Annotated in this window: 12 protein-coding genes and 1 tRNA gene; 7 read left to right on the top strand and 6 right to left on the bottom strand. The window is 65.3% G+C overall.

Going from position 1 to position 15,303, the window contains the following annotated elements; genetic code table 11:
* Positions 1-5 precede the first annotated feature (5 nt).
* The 3 genes from BM252_RS21815 to BM252_RS21805 all read right to left on the bottom strand — a co-directional run bounded on the left by BM252_RS21815 (position 6) and on the right by BM252_RS21805 (position 2,525).
* Entirely contained in the window at positions 6-1,268 is a 1,263-nt protein-coding gene (locus tag BM252_RS21815) for an efflux RND transporter periplasmic adaptor subunit (protein WP_093389782.1), read from the bottom strand.
* A 166-nt stretch (positions 1,269-1,434) separates the two neighbouring features.
* A complete protein-coding gene (locus BM252_RS21810; protein ID WP_093389781.1) occupies positions 1,435-2,301 on the bottom strand; it encodes an alpha/beta hydrolase in 867 nt (288 codons plus the stop codon).
* Positions 2,301-2,525, bottom strand: coding sequence for a hypothetical protein (locus tag BM252_RS21805; protein ID WP_093389780.1), 225 nt, complete (start codon positions 2,523-2,525; stop codon positions 2,301-2,303). The genes BM252_RS21810 and BM252_RS21805 overlap by 1 nt, the downstream gene beginning before the upstream one ends.
* Before the next feature lie 155 nt (positions 2,526-2,680).
* Between BM252_RS21805 and BM252_RS21800 the strand changes: the two genes are divergently transcribed.
* The 3 genes from BM252_RS21800 (at position 2,681) to BM252_RS21790 (ending at position 6,487) form a co-directional block, all read left to right on the top strand.
* Entirely contained in the window at positions 2,681-3,631 is a 951-nt protein-coding gene (locus tag BM252_RS21800; protein WP_093389779.1) for a LysR family transcriptional regulator, read from the top strand.
* A complete protein-coding gene (locus BM252_RS21795; protein WP_093389778.1) occupies positions 3,628-4,629 on the top strand; it encodes a D-2-hydroxyacid dehydrogenase in 1,002 nt (333 codons plus the stop codon). The genes BM252_RS21800 and BM252_RS21795 overlap by 4 nt, the downstream gene beginning before the upstream one ends.
* Before the next feature lie 73 nt (positions 4,630-4,702).
* Positions 4,703-6,487: a carbohydrate binding domain-containing protein gene (locus BM252_RS21790; RefSeq protein ID WP_093389777.1), complete on the top strand. Its 1,785-nt coding sequence runs from the start codon at positions 4,703-4,705 to the stop codon at positions 6,485-6,487.
* Positions 6,488-6,565: 78 nt separating this feature from the next.
* Here the strand turns inward: BM252_RS21790 and BM252_RS32030 are convergent, their stop codons facing one another.
* On the bottom strand, positions 6,566-7,327 hold the full coding sequence (locus tag BM252_RS32030; RefSeq protein WP_093389776.1) for a FadR/GntR family transcriptional regulator: 762 nt from the start codon (positions 7,325-7,327) through the stop codon (positions 6,566-6,568).
* Between the two features lie 325 nt (positions 7,328-7,652).
* On the opposite strand from BM252_RS32030, the gene BM252_RS21780 reads away from it, so the two are divergent.
* A complete protein-coding gene (locus BM252_RS21780; protein ID WP_093389775.1) occupies positions 7,653-10,484 on the top strand; it encodes an FAD-binding and (Fe-S)-binding domain-containing protein in 2,832 nt (943 codons plus the stop codon).
* Between the two features lie 65 nt (positions 10,485-10,549).
* Positions 10,550-12,190: an L-lactate permease gene (gene lldP / locus BM252_RS21775; protein WP_093389774.1), complete on the top strand. Its 1,641-nt coding sequence runs from the start codon at positions 10,550-10,552 to the stop codon at positions 12,188-12,190.
* 43 nt (positions 12,191-12,233) lie between these two features.
* Here lldP and BM252_RS21770 read toward each other — a convergent pair whose 3' ends face one another.
* A complete protein-coding gene (locus tag BM252_RS21770) occupies positions 12,234-13,379 on the bottom strand; it encodes an alpha-hydroxy acid oxidase (RefSeq protein ID WP_093389773.1) in 1,146 nt (381 codons plus the stop codon).
* 322 nt (positions 13,380-13,701) lie between these two features.
* Between BM252_RS21770 and BM252_RS21765 the strand changes: the two genes are divergently transcribed.
* Together BM252_RS21765 and BM252_RS31165 are read left to right on the top strand one after the other, a co-directional pair.
* Positions 13,702-14,502 carry a PEP-CTERM sorting domain-containing protein gene (locus BM252_RS21765; protein WP_174900623.1) on the top strand — a complete coding sequence of 267 codons (801 nt, stop codon included), beginning with the start codon at positions 13,702-13,704 and terminating at the stop codon, positions 14,500-14,502.
* 26 nt (positions 14,503-14,528) lie between these two features.
* Complete coding sequence (locus BM252_RS31165) at positions 14,529-14,972, top strand: hypothetical protein (RefSeq protein ID WP_174900622.1); 444 nt, start codon at positions 14,529-14,531, stop codon at positions 14,970-14,972.
* 240 nt (positions 14,973-15,212) lie between these two features.
* On the opposite strand, the gene BM252_RS21755 is transcribed toward BM252_RS31165, so the two are convergent.
* A tRNA-Arg gene (locus BM252_RS21755) sits at positions 15,213-15,289 on the bottom strand.
* Positions 15,290-15,303: the final 14 nt, after the last annotated feature.

Here is a 15,303-nt window from a genome sequence, read left to right as displayed (position 1 = left end):
GGTGTTTATTCCTTGGTGGTCGTCGCCGCCTTGGCCGCGACCTTGGCGTCTTTCGCCTCGGTTTTGGCGGCGGGCTTGCTATCCGGCGTGGTGGCGGGGGCGGCCGGATCGAAATCCATGGCCACGGTTTGCGCCGTGACGGGGGCGCCGGGGCGCACCCGCTGCAGGCCGTTGACGACGATCTTCTCGCCGGCCTTCAGGCCCTCGCGCACCACGCGCATGCCCTCGATGGTCTGGCCCAGTTTGACCGGACGGTACTCGGCCTTGCCGTCGGCGCCGACGACGAAGACGAACTTGCGGTTCTGGTCGGTGCCGACGGCGCGCTCGTTGATCATCAGCGCGCTGGTGACCTCCTTGCCGCCGTTGCCGGCGCCCAGTTGGACGCGGGCGAACAGGCCCGGCACCAGCGCGTTGTCGACGTTGGCGAAGGTGGCGCGCATGCGCACGCTGCCGGTCTGCGGGTCGAGCTGGTTGTCGACGAAGTCGAGCTTGCCCTCGTGCGGGTAGCCGCTCTCGTTGGCCAGGCCAACCTTGACGATCACCGCCTCGCCCTTGTGCGACTGGGCGCCGACGCGCAGGAAGGTGTCCTCGTCGCCCTCGAAGCTGGCGTAGATGCGGTCGGTCGAGACCACCGAGGTGAGGATGGCGGCGCCGTCGATCAGGTTGCCGACGGTGATCTCGGCCTTGCTGACGCGGCCGTTGATGGGCGACTGCACCTGGGTGTAGTTCAGGTTCAGCTTGGCCGCTTCGAACTGGGCCGAGGCGGCGCGGGCGTTGGCGTCGAGCTCCTTCAGGCCGGAGGCCTTCTCGTCGTACTCGCGCTGGGCGATGGCTTTGTCGGCCAACAGCTTCTCGGCGCGCGACAGCTCCAGCTTGGCCAGGTCGGCCTTGGCGCGGGCCGAGGAGGCGGCCGCCTCGGCGCGGTTCATCTCGGCCTGGTAGGGACGCGGATCGATGACGAACAACACGTCGCCCTTTTTGACTTCGCTGCCCGGCTTGAAGTTGACGGCGGTGATGAAGCCGCTGACGCGCGAACGGATCTCGACCCGTTCAACGGCTTCGATGCGGCCGGAGAACTCCTGCGTTTCGGTGATCTGCTTTTCCACCACCACGGCGGCGGAGATCGGCGGACCGCCGGCGGCCGGCGCTTCCGCCGTTTTGCCGGTGGCCGTGTCGCAACCCGAAAGGCCGAATGCGGCCAGTCCCGCCAGCGCCATGGCGGCGGCCAAAGGCCTTGCCGCGACGGTCAATTGTTTAATGTTTTTCATGTTGATTCCTTTTTGTATGAAAATATTTAATAAAGATGGCGAGCCCGGCCCACTCGGCGAAAATTTCGAGAAAGCACGGTCCTGCGGCGCCACCAGGGCTGGTGGCGTCGTTCTACTCGTTACTGCGGCTTACTGCGGATTACTGCTGAAGGGGTGGGAAACCCTGTCAGGCCGGCGACTCCGGCCTATCCAGGCTAGCCATGAAGCCGGCGATTTCTCCGAGCGCGATGACTTTGCAGGCGCATTCGTTGCGTGCCCCCGGTTCCTGCAGGGGGGCGGGCGGCAGCCGGCTGACGGTGGTCTTGACGCCACAGGCGATCAACTTACTGCCATATTGTTCTGCTTCGTCCCGCAAGGGGTCGTCCTCCGCCGACAGGATCAGCGCCGGCGGCAGGTTCTTCAATCGACTCGACTGCAGCGGCGAGGCGTACGGATGGGTCCGGTCGGCCGCGTTCGGCAGGTAGCCGCGATAGCCGGCGGCGCAGGCGTCGGCCACCTCGACCATCTCGCGCGCCGATGGCAGCTCGCGCATCGAGCAACTGGTCAGGCCGGGATCGAGCATCGGCATGATCAGGATCTGGCCGGCCAGCGCCGGGCCGCCCCGGTCGCGCGCCATCAGCGTGCACACGGCCGCCAGATTGGCGCCGGCCTCGATGCCGGCGACGATCAACTGCTTGCCGCTCCACCCGAGCTTGCTCTTGTACTTCTTGGCCCACAGCAGGACGGCATGGGCGTCCTCGACTGCGGCGGGAAACGGGCTGACCCCAGCCAGCGTGTAGCTGGAGGCCAGCACTAACTGGTCTGCGTTGCAGCTCACCAGATGGCGCAGGAACATGTCGGCGTCTTCCAGATCGCCGCCGACGAAGCCGCCGGCGTGGAAGAAGACGATCAGCGAGTCGCGCTTGGCGGTCTCGCCGTGCGAGTACAGCCGCGCCGGCAGTGCCGTCTGCGCGCCGTTGACCGACAGGTTGCGAATCTTCAGGTCGGCGGCCAACGGCCACTGCTCGACTGGCTGCGCCAGCGGTTCGCTCATTAGCGCACCGCCGTCTGCTTGGCGGCGGGCACGCCGGCGGTCGACTCGAACTCGTCGACACAAGCCAGGCTGCTGTCGCTGCTCACCTGGAGGGCCAGGGCACGGTAGCCGTTCGCCTCGGCTTGCGCCGCGTGCGAATACTCGTCCGTATACACGATGCTGGCCAAGGCGACCGAACTGAGCGCAAGCGCGATCGTCGCAAAGAATCCATCTCGATATGCCATGATATTTCCCTTCCAGTGAACGGCGAACTGCCGGAGCTGCTTGGATTCCTGTTGAACCCATGCTGCAGTACAGCAATCATAGACTTGATCTACAATCAGATAAAGAGTGTAAAATCGAATTGATTGTTCAGGAATCCGAACAATGAGGATGAAAGATGAATAAACTACAAGCGATGGAAGTGTTTGTGCAGGTGGTCGACTCCGGCGGCTTCACCCGCGCGGCCGAAAACATGCAGCTGCCCAAGGCCACCGTGTCGACCCTGATCCAGGCGCTGGAGGCGGCGCTGGCGGTCAAGCTGCTGCACCGGACCACGCGCATGGTCAGCGTCACCTCCGACGGCGCCGCCTATTACGAGCGCTGCCTGCGCATCCTGTCGGACGTGCGCGAGGCCGAGGAGTCGCTGTCGCGCACCCGCCTGAGCCCGAGCGGCCGGCTGCGCGTCGACGCGCCCACCGGCCTGGCCGGCGACATTTTGATCCCCGCCCTGCCCGACTTTTTCGCCCGCTACCCGGACATCACGCTGGAACTCGGTTGCAGCGACCGCACCGTCGACCTGATCGAGGAAGGCGTCGACTGCGCCGTGCGCGGCGGCGCGCTGATCGACTCCAGCCTGATCGCGCGGCGGGTCGGCATCATCCACTTCGTCACCTGCGCCGCGCCGGCCTATTTGGCGCGCTTCGGCCGGCCGACCCATCCGAGCGATTTGGAACGCCACCAGTGCATCAACTACTTCTCTGCGCGCACCGGCAAGATCTTCGACTGGGACTTCGCCCGCGACGGCGAGCAGTACCGCATCCCCCTGCCCGGCCGCATCGCCCTGAACGACTCCAACGCCTACCTGGCCGCCGGCCTGGCCGGCCTGGGCATTCTGCAGATGACCAACTTCCTGCTCGAGCCGATGCTGGCCGACGGCCGGCTTGAGCTGCTGCTGCCCGACTGGACCTCCGAACCGCTGCCGGTGCACGTGGTGTATCCGCAGAACCGCCACCTGTCGGCCAAGGTGCGGGTGTTCGTCGAATGGGTCGCCGAACTGTTTTCCAACCACCCCGGCATGCGCCTGCCCAAGGCATCGGCGCGCCCCACCACCTTCGAGGTCGCCATATGAACGCCGCGCTTGCCCACCACATCGTCTTCCTCGACCGCGCCAGCCTGGTCGCCACGCTGCGCGCGCCGGCCTTCGCCCACCGCTGGAGCGAGTATCCGAGCGCAAGCACTAGCGCGAGCAGCGACGCCGCGCTCGACGCCACCGACCCGGCCGGCGTGGTCGCGCGCCTGCGCGGTGCCAGCATCGCCATCACCAACAAGGTGCCGCTGCGCGAGGCCGCGCTGGCCCAGCTGCCGAAGCTGAAGCTGATCGCCGTCGCCGCCACCGGCACCGACGTGATCGACCTGGCGGCCTGCCGGGCGCGCGGCATCGCCGTCTGCAATATCCGCAACTACGCCGTGCACACGCTGCCCGAGCACACCTTCGCGCTGATCCTGGCGCTGCGGCGCAACCTGCTGGCCTACCGCGCCGACGTCGAGGCGGGCCTGTGGCAGCGTTCGAGCCGCTTCTGTTTGTTCGAGCATCCCATCGCCGACCTGGCCGGCAGCACGCTGGGCCTGGTCGGCTACGGCGCGCTGGGCCAGGCGACGGCGCGGTTGGCGCGCGCCTTCGGCATGAACGTGATCGTGCACACCCGCTCGCCGATCGACGACGCCGAGGTGCGCCAGGTGGGTTGGGACGAACTGTTGGAGACGTCCGACGTGATCAGCCTGCACCTGCCGCTCAACGACAAGACGCGCAACATGATCGCCGCGCCCGAGCTGGCGCGCATGAAGCGCGGCGCGCTGCTGATCAACACCGCGCGCGGCGGCTTGGTCGACGAGGCGGCGCTGGCCGTGGCGCTGGAGGGCGGTGTGATAGCCGGCGCCGGCTTCGACGTGCTGACGCAGGAGCCGCCGCCGGCCGACAATCCGCTGCTCAATCTGCGCCTGCCCAACTTCATCCTGACGCCGCACAACGCCTGGGCCAGCGGCCAGGCCATGCAGGCGCTGGCCGACCAGCTGGTCGACAACATCGAGGCGTGGGCGGCGGGACGGCCGAACAACGTGGTGGCCTGAGACACGCATCGATTAGTAAAGAGGAAACAATTTTAGTTTGATATCATTTCCAACAATGAAATGAAAGTTCAACATGCGCCGTTCCAAACTCAGTCTGGCAGTCATCACACTCTTGAGCAGCCTCACATCGCACAGCGCTTTTGCGGAAAACAGTTCGACTCCATCCTGCGTCAACTGTTTTGAAAAGCGCTGGGTCTACTTCGGTGGTAACGTGGCGCTGGATGCCGACTTTCAGAAACTGAAAGAGATTATCGTCCGGGCCAAAGCCGCAGGGTACAACGGTATCGCGTTGAACTCGTCGGGCTACGGCTCGTACGGGGTGATGATTCAACGCACCGGCTCTGCCGTCTCGACCTACTACGGCAATTTTAAAGCGATCGTCGATTTTGCGAAGTCGACCGGCATTGAGCTCATTCCCGTCGGTGGCGGCCCCGAGGTCCCCGCCGTGGCGGCCCCCCAACTCGTTGAGGCATTGCCCGTGCAGGAAACACCATTTCTCGTTCACGACGGAAAAGCAGTCCCGCTTGGTCAATCGATTGTCACCGACAGTAGTTTCGAAAACAACGACGGCGCTTGGAAGTTGTTCGACACCGCCAGCGGCGGCGTCAGTTTTGACACCTCCGTCGCCCACACGGGAAATCGGTCCATCAAGTTCACCCAGGCCAGCACGACGAATTTGGCCAGGATACACAGGGAACTGGTCGGTCTGAGAAAACACAGCGCCTACCGGATGTCATTTTGGGTGAAAACGGAAAACTACGATGCCCCGCTGAGAATCCAGATCCACGGCGCCGATACCAGTCAGCCAATATACAGCAATGCGTCGGCCGGCCTTGGTTGGGGCACCGATAGCAAAGGGCAATGGAATAAGGAGCCAAACGGGTTCGCCGCGACGCAAGAATGGACGAAATACGATATCGACTTCAACACCGGCAACTTTGACCGACTCAAGTTTTACCTGGGCTCGTGGTCGAACGGAAAGTACAAACTGGGCAAAGCCTGGCTGGACGACGTTGAAATCAATGAAATCGGTTTAGCGCATACCGTCCGCCGGACGGACAAATCCCTGCCCGTCATTGTGCAGTCCGAGGATCGCAGCATCACGTATGTCGAATCGAAGGATTATGTTGTCGAAGTCGGCTCCCTCACCTTGCCGCAAGAAAGCAGCATCCGCGAGGGCGACGTGTTGCGGGTCTCCGCGTATCAATCCGGCCGGAATATGACATCGGCCTGGAGCACTCCGGCGAGCGCCTGCCATCAAAGCTTCTTCGACATTCAAAAGGAGTACTTTGACAAGGTGTATGGACTGCTCGACTCGCCAAAAAAATTCTTCCTGTACTACGACGAGAATCGCTTGCTGAACTGGGACCCGGTCTGCCCTCCCGGCAGCGCCGGCGAGTATCTGGCAAATATGTTCAAGAAACACCAGGACACCTTGGCGGCGGGCGTCAACAAACCGGAGCTGTATGTTTGGAACGACATGTTCGATCCTTACGTGAACGCCGTTCCCGTCTATTGGGCGGTGAATGGCGATCTGCGGAATTCATGGAAGGGGCTCAATACCGACACCACCGTCGTCAACTGGAGCAATCCCAAGGATGGAAAATCCGTCGATTCGCTGAAATTCTTCGCCGGACACGGCAACAAGCAGATGATCGCCGGATACTACGATGTGGCGGACTTGACCAACGTCCGCGCCTGGATGCAGAGCCTGAGCGAGGCGGAGAAAAATGGTGTGACGGGGGTGAATGGCTTTATGTACACCACGTTTGATTCCGACAAGGCCAAAGGCTATGGCGCCCTGGAAGACGTGGCGGAATTCATCAAGCAGAACTACTCCGCTCGCTGGCCGAAGTAACGCCAGCTGTTTGCCGCGCGAGCGGCGGTTCGGCGGCGGCGTTGCCCAACGCGGCCGCCCATGTCAGGCGCCCGGCTCTTAGGCGCCAGTCTCGCCCAGGCGGCGCAGCGCGCTGCCACGCCGCTCGTCCTCCTGCGCGTTCTCGGCCATGCTCTGGCGCACGAACTCGATGTGCTGGCGCGCCGCCTGCGCCGCCGCCTCCGGCTTGCGCTCGCGGATCGCCAGCCAGATCGCCCGGTGCTGCGCCTGCAGGCAGTCCCAGCGCGGCGGCTGCGCGTGTAGGTGCTCCAGGTTGCGCGCCACATCGCTGTGCAGCACCTTCATCAAACTGGCGCTGAGGTGACCGATCAGCGCGTTGTGCGCCGCCTCGGCGATCACCTGGTGGAAGGCCGCGTCGATACCGATGCAGGAGTCGAGGTCGCCGTCGGCATACATCGTCTCCAACTCGGCATAGGCGGCGTCGAGGCGGGCGAGGTCGGCCTCGGTGGCCCGCTCGGCCGCCAGCGAGGCCGCCTGGCTTTCCAACATCTGGCGGAATTCGAGCAGGTCGCGCTGCAGCGCCGGATGGCCGCTGAGCATCTGTTGCCAGGGGTCGACGAAATGCGCCTCCAGCCGGTCGGTCACATGGGTGCCGCCGCCGTGGCGCGTGGTCAACAGGCCCTTGTCCACCAGCTTCTGTATGGCCGCGCGCAGGGACGGGCGCGACACCCCCAGTTCGAGCGCCAGGTCGCGCTCGGAGCCGAGCCGGTCGCCCGGCTTGAGCGAACCTTCGAGGATGCGTTTTTCTAGGTCGTTGGCGACGATGTCGGACAGGCGGGGAACTGCGGGGCGTTGGGGCATCGGCGTTTTCAGAGGTAAGACCACTTTCCATCATATTTAGCACCTTCCGATCTGTCAACCCGAGTCGTCCAAAACGCCTCGCCCTAACCTGTTGTACAAACGCACTGCCCAAAGATAAGGCATTGACAAGCCATTTCCATGCCTCTATAGTTCACCGCAGAAAGTGGTAAGACCACTTTACCAAAAAAAAGACAGCCAGAAGGAGACAAACGATGCAAGCCAATCGGCGCTATCCGCCCAAGCCACGCCACGCCCAGATCATCGGCAACGCCACGCCCGCCCCGCTGCGCCGGGGTCGAGGCGAAGCGCGCCAAGCGGGGCAAGCATGAAAGCCCTGATCGCCGCCATCGCCAGCATCCTGCCGGCCAAGCAGGTCGTCACCGACCCGCTGCGCCGCCTGGCCTACGGCACCGACGCCAGCTTCTACCGCATGACACCGGCCGTGGTCGCCGTGGTCGAGTCCGAACAGCAGGTGCAGGCCTTGTTGGAACTGGCGCGCGAGCACCGCCAGCCCGTCACCTTCCGCGCCGCCGGCACCAGCCTGTCCGGCCAGGCCGTCACCGACAGCGTGCTGGCCCTGATCGGCGACGGTTTCGCCAATTGCGACGTGGCGCCGCACGGCGCCACCGTGCGCTGCGGCCCGGGCATGGTGGGCGCGGCGGTGAACGCGCGGCTGGCGCCGTTCGGCCGCAAGATCGGCCCGGACCCGGCCTCGATCAACACCTGCAAGATCGGCGGCATCGCCGCCAACAACGCCTCAGGCATGTGCTGCGGCACGGCGCAGAACAGCTACCAGACGCTGGCCGGCATGCGCGTCGTGCTGGCCGACGGCACCCTGCTCGACACCGAGGACGCCGCCAGCGTCGCCAGCTTCCGGCTCAGCCACTCGGCCTTGCTCGCCGAATTGGCGGCCCTGGCCGACGCCACCCGCGCCGACCCGGCGCTGGCCGCGCGCATCGCCCACAAATACAAGATCAAGAACACCACCGGCTACAGCCTCAACGCCCTGCTCGACTACCGCGACCCGGTCGACATCCTGGCCCACCTGATGATCGGCTCCGAGGGCACGCTCGGCTTCATCTCGCAAATCACCTACAACACGGTGGTGGAAGACCCGCACAAGGCCAGCGCGCTGGTGTTTTTCGCCGACATCGACGCGGCCTGCCAGGCGGTGATCCGCCTCAAGCCGCAGCCGGTGGCGGCGGTCGAGCTGCTCGACCGCGCCGCCCTGCGCTCGGTGCAGGAGACGCCCGGCCTGCCGGCCGTGATGCGCACCCTGGGGCCGGACGCCGCCGCCCTGCTGATCGAGGTGCGCGCCGACACGGCCGCCGGCCTGCAGCAGCGCATCGCGCTGGCGCTGGGCGCCATGGCCGAGATCGCCACGCTGGAGCCGGCCGCCTTCTCCACCGACGCCGACACCTGCGCCATGTATTGGAAGGTGCGTAAGGGCACCTTCCCATCGGTGGGCGCGGTGCGCGCCGCCGGCACCACCGTCATCATCGAGGACGTCGCCTTCCCGATCGAGTCGCTGGCCGCCGCCACGCTCGACCTGCAGGCCATGTTGCTGCGCCACGGCTACAACGAGGCGATCATTTTCGGCCACGCACTGGAGGGCAATCTGCACTTCGTCTTCACCCAGGACTTCGCCAGCGACGAGCAGGTGCAGCGCTACGCCCGCCTGATGGACGAGGTCTGCCTGCTGGTGGTGGACAAGTACGACGGCTCGCTCAAGGCCGAACACGGCACCGGGCGCAACATGGCCCCCTTCGTCGAGAAGGAATGGGGCAAGGACGCCACCGAGCTGATGCGCCGCATCAAGCGCGCCTTCGATCCGCTCAATCTGCTCAACCCCGGCGTCATCCTGAACGACGATCCGCAGGCCCACCTGCGCCACCTGAAACCAATGCCGGCCGCCGAACCGGGCATCGACCGCTGCATCGAGTGCGGCTTTTGCGAGCCGATGTGCCCGTCGCACCAGCTGACCCTGTCGCCGCGCCAGCGCATCGCCAGCTGGCGCGAGATGTCGGCCCGCGCCCTGGCCGGCCTGGACGACGAGGGCATGCGCGACGCCTTCGACTACCAGGGCATCGACACCTGCGCCGGCTGCAGCCTGTGCGCCACGGCCTGCCCGGTCGGCATCGACACGGGCGGCCTGATCCGCCTGCTGCGCGGCCGCGCCCAAGGCCCGGTGGCGCGCCAGCTGGGCAGCTGGAGCGCCGACCATCCGGCCGCCGTGGCCGGCCTGTCGCGCGCCGCGCTCAAGGTGGGCCATGTGGCCGCCGGCGTGCTCGGCGAGACGGTGCTGTCGCGCCTGTCCGGCGGCGCCTGGAAGCGCGGCATGCCGCGCGCCGGCACCACGCCACCGTTGCCACCACTACCGCAGCTGCCACAGCCGCAGTCGCAGCAGCCACTACGCCAGGCGGCCGGCGGCGGCGATCCGGTGGTGTATTTCCCGGCCTGCGGCGGGCGCATCTTCGGCGCCAACCAGGGCGGCGAGCCCGGCCTGGCCGAGGTCATCATGACGCTGCTGGCGCGCGCCGGCTACGCGGTGCGCCTGCCCGAGCGGGTCGACACGCTGTGCTGCGGCCAGATGCTGTCCAGCAAAGGCATGGACGAGGACGCCAACCGCATGTCCGACGCCGTCTGCGCCGCGCTGCTCAAGGCGGCCGACGACGGCAACGGCGGCTACTACCCGGTCATCATGGACGCCAGCTCCTGCTCGGCGCGCATGCACGCGCAACTGGCCGGCCGCCTGCGCCTGCTGGACTTCCACGAGTTCGCCCACGACGCGCTGCTGCCGCGCCTGCGCATCACCCGCAGCGCCGAGCCGATCGCCCTGCACATCAATTGCAGCGTGCGCGGCGCCCAGGCCGACGGCAAGCTGCGCCGTCTGGTCGCGGCCTGCACCGAGCAGATGATCGAACCCGACGGCGTGCTGTGCTGCGGCTTCGGCGGCGACCGTGGCTTCGTCGTGCCCGAGCTCAACGCCCACGCCCTGCGCAAGGTGCACGCCGCCCTGCCCACCAGTTGCTGCCAGGGCGTGTCGACCAACCGCACCTGCGAGATCGGCCTCACCGCCGAGACCGGCCGCAACTACCGCTCGGTCGCCTACCTGCTGGAGGAATGCAGCCGCGGCGACGGCGGGGAGCGGTGCTGACCCCTTAGTGTTTTGCGAAAAAAGCCACACCACAACAAGATTATTTACCCCGGAGGAGACCCACCATGCAGGCTTGGCAACAAATTTACGATCCAGTAGGCAACCTATGGCTTTCATCGCTAGTCGCGGCCATACCGATCATCTTCTTCTTCGTCGCCCTGACGCTGCTGCGTATGAAGGGCCACGTGGCCGGCACCATCACCGTCCTGCTGGCCTTGCTGGTGGCGGTGTTCTTCTACGGCATGCCGGTGCAGATGGCGCTGGCCTCGGCCGGCTACGGCTTCCTCTACGGCCTGTGGCCGATCGCCTGGATCATCGTCACCGCCGTGTTCCTCTATAAAATCACCGTCAAGACCGGCCAGTTCGAGATCATCCGCGCCTCGGTGGTCTCACTGACCGAGGACCAACGCCTGCAAATGCTGCTGGTCGGCTTCGCCTTCGGCGCCTTCCTCGAGGGTGCCGCCGGCTTCGGCGCGCCGGTGGCGATCACCGCCGCCCTGCTGGTCGGGCTGGGCTTCAATCCGCTCTACGCGGCAGGCCTGTGCCTGATCACCAACACCGCGCCGGTGGCCTTCGGCGCGATGGGCATCCCCATCACCGTGGCCGGCCAGGTCACCGGCATCGACCCGTTCAAGATCGGCCAGATGGCCGGCCGCCAGCTGCCGCTGTTGTCGATGCTGATTCCGGTCTGGGTCATCCTGATCATGGACGGCTGGCGCGGCGTGCGCGAAACCTGGCCGGCGATCCTGGTCACCGGCCTGAGCTTCGCCGTCACCCAGTTCTTCACCGCCAACTACATCGGCCCCGAACTGCCCGACATCACCTCGGCCCTGGTCAGCCTGATCTCGCTGGCGGTCTTCCTCAAGTTCTGGAAACCGAAACGCATCTTCCGTTTCCCCGGCCAGGAAGTAACCGTCAAGATCGCCAACCAACCACTCGGCGCGGTGCTCAAGGCCTGGTCGCCGTTCCTGGTCCTCACCGTGTTCGTCACCCTCTGGTCGCTCAAGCCCTTCAAGGCGCTGTTCGCCAAGACCGGCGAGCTGGCCTGGACCGTCATCAACGTGCCGGTGCCGATGCTCGACAAGCTGGTCATCAAGATGGTGCCGATCGTCAAGGTCGCCACGCCCTACACGGCGGTCTACTCCTTCAACTGGCTGGCCGCCACCGGCACCGCGATCCTGCTCGCCGCCATCACCACGCTGCTGATGCTGCGCATGAAGCCGCGCGACGCCGTGGCCACCTTCGCCGAAACGGTGCGCGAGCTGGCCAAGCCGATCTTCTCGATCGGCATGGTGCTGGCCTTCGCCTTCGTCGCCAACTACTCGGGCCTGTCCTCGACCCTGGCGTTGCTGCTGGCCGGCACCGGCGCGGCCTTCCCCTTCTTCTCGCCGTTGCTCGGTTGGCTGGGCGTGTTCCTGACCGGTTCGGACACCTCGTCGAACGCCCTGTTCTGCAACCTGCAGGCCACCACGGCGCACCAGATCGGCGTCTCCGACACCCTGCTGGTGGCGGCCAACACCACCGGCGGCGTGACCGCCAAGATGATCTCGCCGCAGTCGATCGCGGTGGCCTGCGCTGCCGTCGGCCTGGTGGGACGCGAATCGGACCTGTTCCGCTTCACCGTCAAGCACAGCCTGATGCTGGCCGTGCTGGTCGGCCTGATCACCCTGGCGCAGGCGTATTTGTTCCCTTGGATGATACCGTAAGCCCCTGCGGCGCCGGCCGGCCACGCGCCGGCGCCCGGCCCGGTCAATACGTGCCGGGCAGCAGTATCTTCTGGTCGACATCGGCGATGTCGCGCAGGCCGCAGAAGGCCATCGTCAAATCGAGCTCGTTGCGGATGATGTCCAAGCATTTAGTGACGCCCTGCTCGCCCATCGCGCCCAGACCGTAAAGGAAGGGGCGGCCGATGTAGACGCCCTTGGCGCCCAGCGCCAGTGCCTTGATGACGTCCTGGCCGGAGCGGATGCCGCCGTCCATGTGCACCTCGATGTGCTTGCCGACGGCCTCGACGATGGCCGGCAACGCGCCGATCGACGACTGCGCGCCGTCGAGCTGGCGGCCGCCGTGGTTGGAGACGACCAGGGCGTCGGCGCCGCTCTCCACCGCCAGGCGCGCGTCCTCGGCGTCCATAATTCCTTTCAGAATCAGCTTGCCGCCCCAGCGCTGCTTGATCCACTCCACATCCTTCCACGACAGGCTCAGGTCGAACTGCTGGCTGGTCCACGCCGACAGCGAGGACATGTCCGTTACCGACGAGGTGTGGCCAACGATATTGCCGAAGCCGCGGCGGCGCGTGCCCAGCATGCCCAGGCACCAGCGCGGCTTGCTGGCCATGTTGAGCAGATTGGGAATGGTCAGGCGCGGCGGCGCCGACAGGCCGTTGCGCAGGTCCTTGTGCCGCTGGCCCAGCACCTGCAGGTCCAGCGTCAGCACCAGCGCGCCGCAGCGCGCCGCCTTGGCGCGGTCGATCAGGCGGTTGATGTAGTCGCGGTCCTTCATCACGTACAACTGGAACCAGAACGGCGCCGTGGTGTGGGCGGCGATGTCCTCGATCGAGCAGATGCTCATGGTCGACAGGGTGAAGGGGACGCCGAATTTTTCCGCCGCGCGGGCGGCCAGGATCTCGCCGTCGGCGTGTTGCATGCCGGTCAGGCCGGTCGGCGCCAGCGCCACCGGCATGGCCACCGGCTGGCCGACCATGCTGCCGGCCAGCGTGCGGTTCTCCAGGTTGACGGCGACGCGCTGGCGCAGCTTGATGGCCTGGAAATCGCTGTGGTTGGCGCGGTAGGTCGACTCGGTCCAGGAGCCGGAATCGGCGTAGTCGTAGAACATGCGCGGCACGCGCCTTTGCGCCAGCCGGCGCAGATCCTCAATGCAGGTGATGATGGTCATGCACACTCCCTCGTCGATGAACCGTCAAATCATGGTCCATTTCGCTGGAAATGCCAATAGGAAAGTGCCGCACCGGCGCCCCGCCCACGGCGCCGGCGCCGGCGGGAGTATCCGAACGGAAAACCAGCCGGCGTTTCCCCTCGCGGTTTTCTTTACAGGGCGCCGAGCGAACTCGGCCGCGCCGAGATTTTTCCTTGACGGTTCAGTGACTTAGGTTTTCGGGCATGCCGCTTGCTCTGGGTCGCTGGGGGGATCCCCCCCCCCCGAACCGCTTTCCACAAGTAAAAGTCACCGGAGAAGAACGATGAGTAAGGGAATAGTCTTGTGTATCGCCTGCGCGCTCGGCGCGGCCAGCAAGCTCGCCAGGGCCGGCCCGTTCGCCAACGGCGGCTTCGAGGACGGCACGGCCGGCGGCGGGGTCAGCGGCGAGGGTTTTCGTGGCAACGATCTGAACGCCGCTCTGACGCCGGCAATGGTGTTGCCCAACGGCGCGCTCTACAACGCGAGCGCGCCAAGCCGATCCAAGCTCATCGCCAACGGCACCGTCGATCCGAACCTGGGCGGCCTGTTGGGCTCCACCGTCTATCAAGGCAATTATTCCTACCGCGCGCAGGACACCGTCTCCGGCGGCTTCGTGTCGGCCATCAGCCAGAAGGTCAGCGGCTACACCGATCAGAATATCTTCTTCGCTTGGAAGGCGGTCTTGCGGAACGGCGGCCACGAGCAAGACGAGTCGGCCGAAATGATGATCACCCTGACCGACGACACCACCCATGCCCTGCTCATCAGCCGCATCTACAACGCCGGCAGGGATGAAAAGGGCGACGACACGCGTTTCTCCAAGTTGAACGACATCTTTTACACCGCCGACTGGCAGATAGAGAAACTGTCGATCGATTCCGCCTTGCAGGGGCACGACTTCACCCTTTCGCTGCTGGCCGCCGACTGCAATCCCACGGGACACTTCGGCTACGTCTACCTGGACGGCTTTGCCGCCGTCGATCCGCTGGCGACGGTGCCGGAGCCGGGCACTTACGGCTTGATCGGCATCGGTGCGTTCAGCATGTTCGCCTGCCGTCGGCGCATCAGCCTCATGCCCAAGGACGTTCCGCAGGTTTCTTGATTGCAGACATTGAAATAGGGGTAGCCATGAGTAGCGCCGCCGAAGACCCTTGGGAGTCCCAAAAAGAGGAAAGTGTGCCGTTTGACGTCGGCGGCGGGCCACCCTATGATGGAAGTATGGAAGCTCGCCTGACCAAGTTGGAAGCCGACGTTGCCGTGATCAAAATTGATCTTGCGGTGCTGAAGACCACTTGCGCCACAAAATCCGACCTCGCCCAGACTAAGGCCGACATCATGACGGCGCTAGCGGAAGGCCTGGCCAAAACCATGACGGCGGTGGCGGAAAGCAAGGCCGAAAACAAGGCGGCGGTGGTGGAAGCCAAGGCCGAAAACAAGGCGGCGGTGGCGGAAGCCAAGGCCGAAAACAAGGCCGCGCTGGCGGAAGCCAAGACAAGCATCATCATGTGGGTGGTGACCGCCATCTTTCTCGCGCAATTGTTGCCAGCCCTACTCAAGAAGTTCGGCATCTAGTGTAGTGTTGCGTTCTTGGGGGCGCATATAAAAATGATGCATTTGCTCGCCAGGCTAGGCGCCAACCGGAGCGATAGCGGGCTATCGCGAGGATTGGCAACGACGCATGGCGGGCAAAGGCGCATTTTTATGCGTCAACAAGGACGCAACACTACACCAGGTGCCCGGCCTCTTGCCGCGACCTTTTTGAAGCCCACAATAGAAAAAGGGACCAGATCTTGCGATCTGGTCCCGATATTCTGGTGCGGCTGGCAGGAATTGAACCCACGACCCCTTGGTTCGTAGCCAAGTACTCTATCCAGCTGAGCTACAGCCGCGAAAGACAAGATTA

It is taken from the genome of Rugamonas rubra (assembly GCF_900114705.1).
Taxonomy (GTDB): domain Bacteria; phylum Pseudomonadota; class Gammaproteobacteria; order Burkholderiales; family Burkholderiaceae_D; genus Rugamonas; species Rugamonas rubra.
This window is presented reverse-complemented; position numbering and strand designations above follow the sequence as displayed.

Excerpts from the sequence above, each read along its gene's own strand:
- BM252_RS21795 (WP_093389778.1), top strand. The coding sequence starts at position 3,628 with ATGAACGCCGCGCTTGCCCACCACATCGTCTTCCTCGACCGCGCCAGC.
- BM252_RS21790 (WP_093389777.1), top strand. The coding sequence starts at position 4,703 with ATGCGCCGTTCCAAACTCAGTCTGGCAGTCATCACACTCTTGAGCAGC.
- BM252_RS31165 (WP_174900622.1), top strand. The coding sequence starts at position 14,529 with ATGAGTAGCGCCGCCGAAGACCCTTGGGAGTCCCAAAAAGAGGAAAGT.
- BM252_RS21805 (WP_093389780.1), bottom strand. The coding sequence starts at position 2,525 with ATGGCATATCGAGATGGATTCTTTGCGACGATCGCGCTTGCGCTCAGT.
- BM252_RS32030 (WP_093389776.1), bottom strand. The coding sequence starts at position 7,327 with ATGCCCCAACGCCCCGCAGTTCCCCGCCTGTCCGACATCGTCGCCAAC.
- BM252_RS21770 (WP_093389773.1), bottom strand. The coding sequence starts at position 13,379 with ATGACCATCATCACCTGCATTGAGGATCTGCGCCGGCTGGCGCAAAGG.
- lldP (WP_093389774.1), top strand. The coding sequence starts at position 10,550 with ATGCAGGCTTGGCAACAAATTTACGATCCAGTAGGCAACCTATGGCTT.
- BM252_RS21780 (WP_093389775.1), top strand. The coding sequence starts at position 7,653 with ATGAAAGCCCTGATCGCCGCCATCGCCAGCATCCTGCCGGCCAAGCAG.
- BM252_RS21800 (WP_093389779.1), top strand. The coding sequence starts at position 2,681 with ATGAATAAACTACAAGCGATGGAAGTGTTTGTGCAGGTGGTCGACTCC.
- BM252_RS21815 (WP_093389782.1), bottom strand. The coding sequence starts at position 1,268 with ATGAAAAACATTAAACAATTGACCGTCGCGGCAAGGCCTTTGGCCGCC.
- BM252_RS21810 (WP_093389781.1), bottom strand. The coding sequence starts at position 2,301 with ATGAGCGAACCGCTGGCGCAGCCAGTCGAGCAGTGGCCGTTGGCCGCC.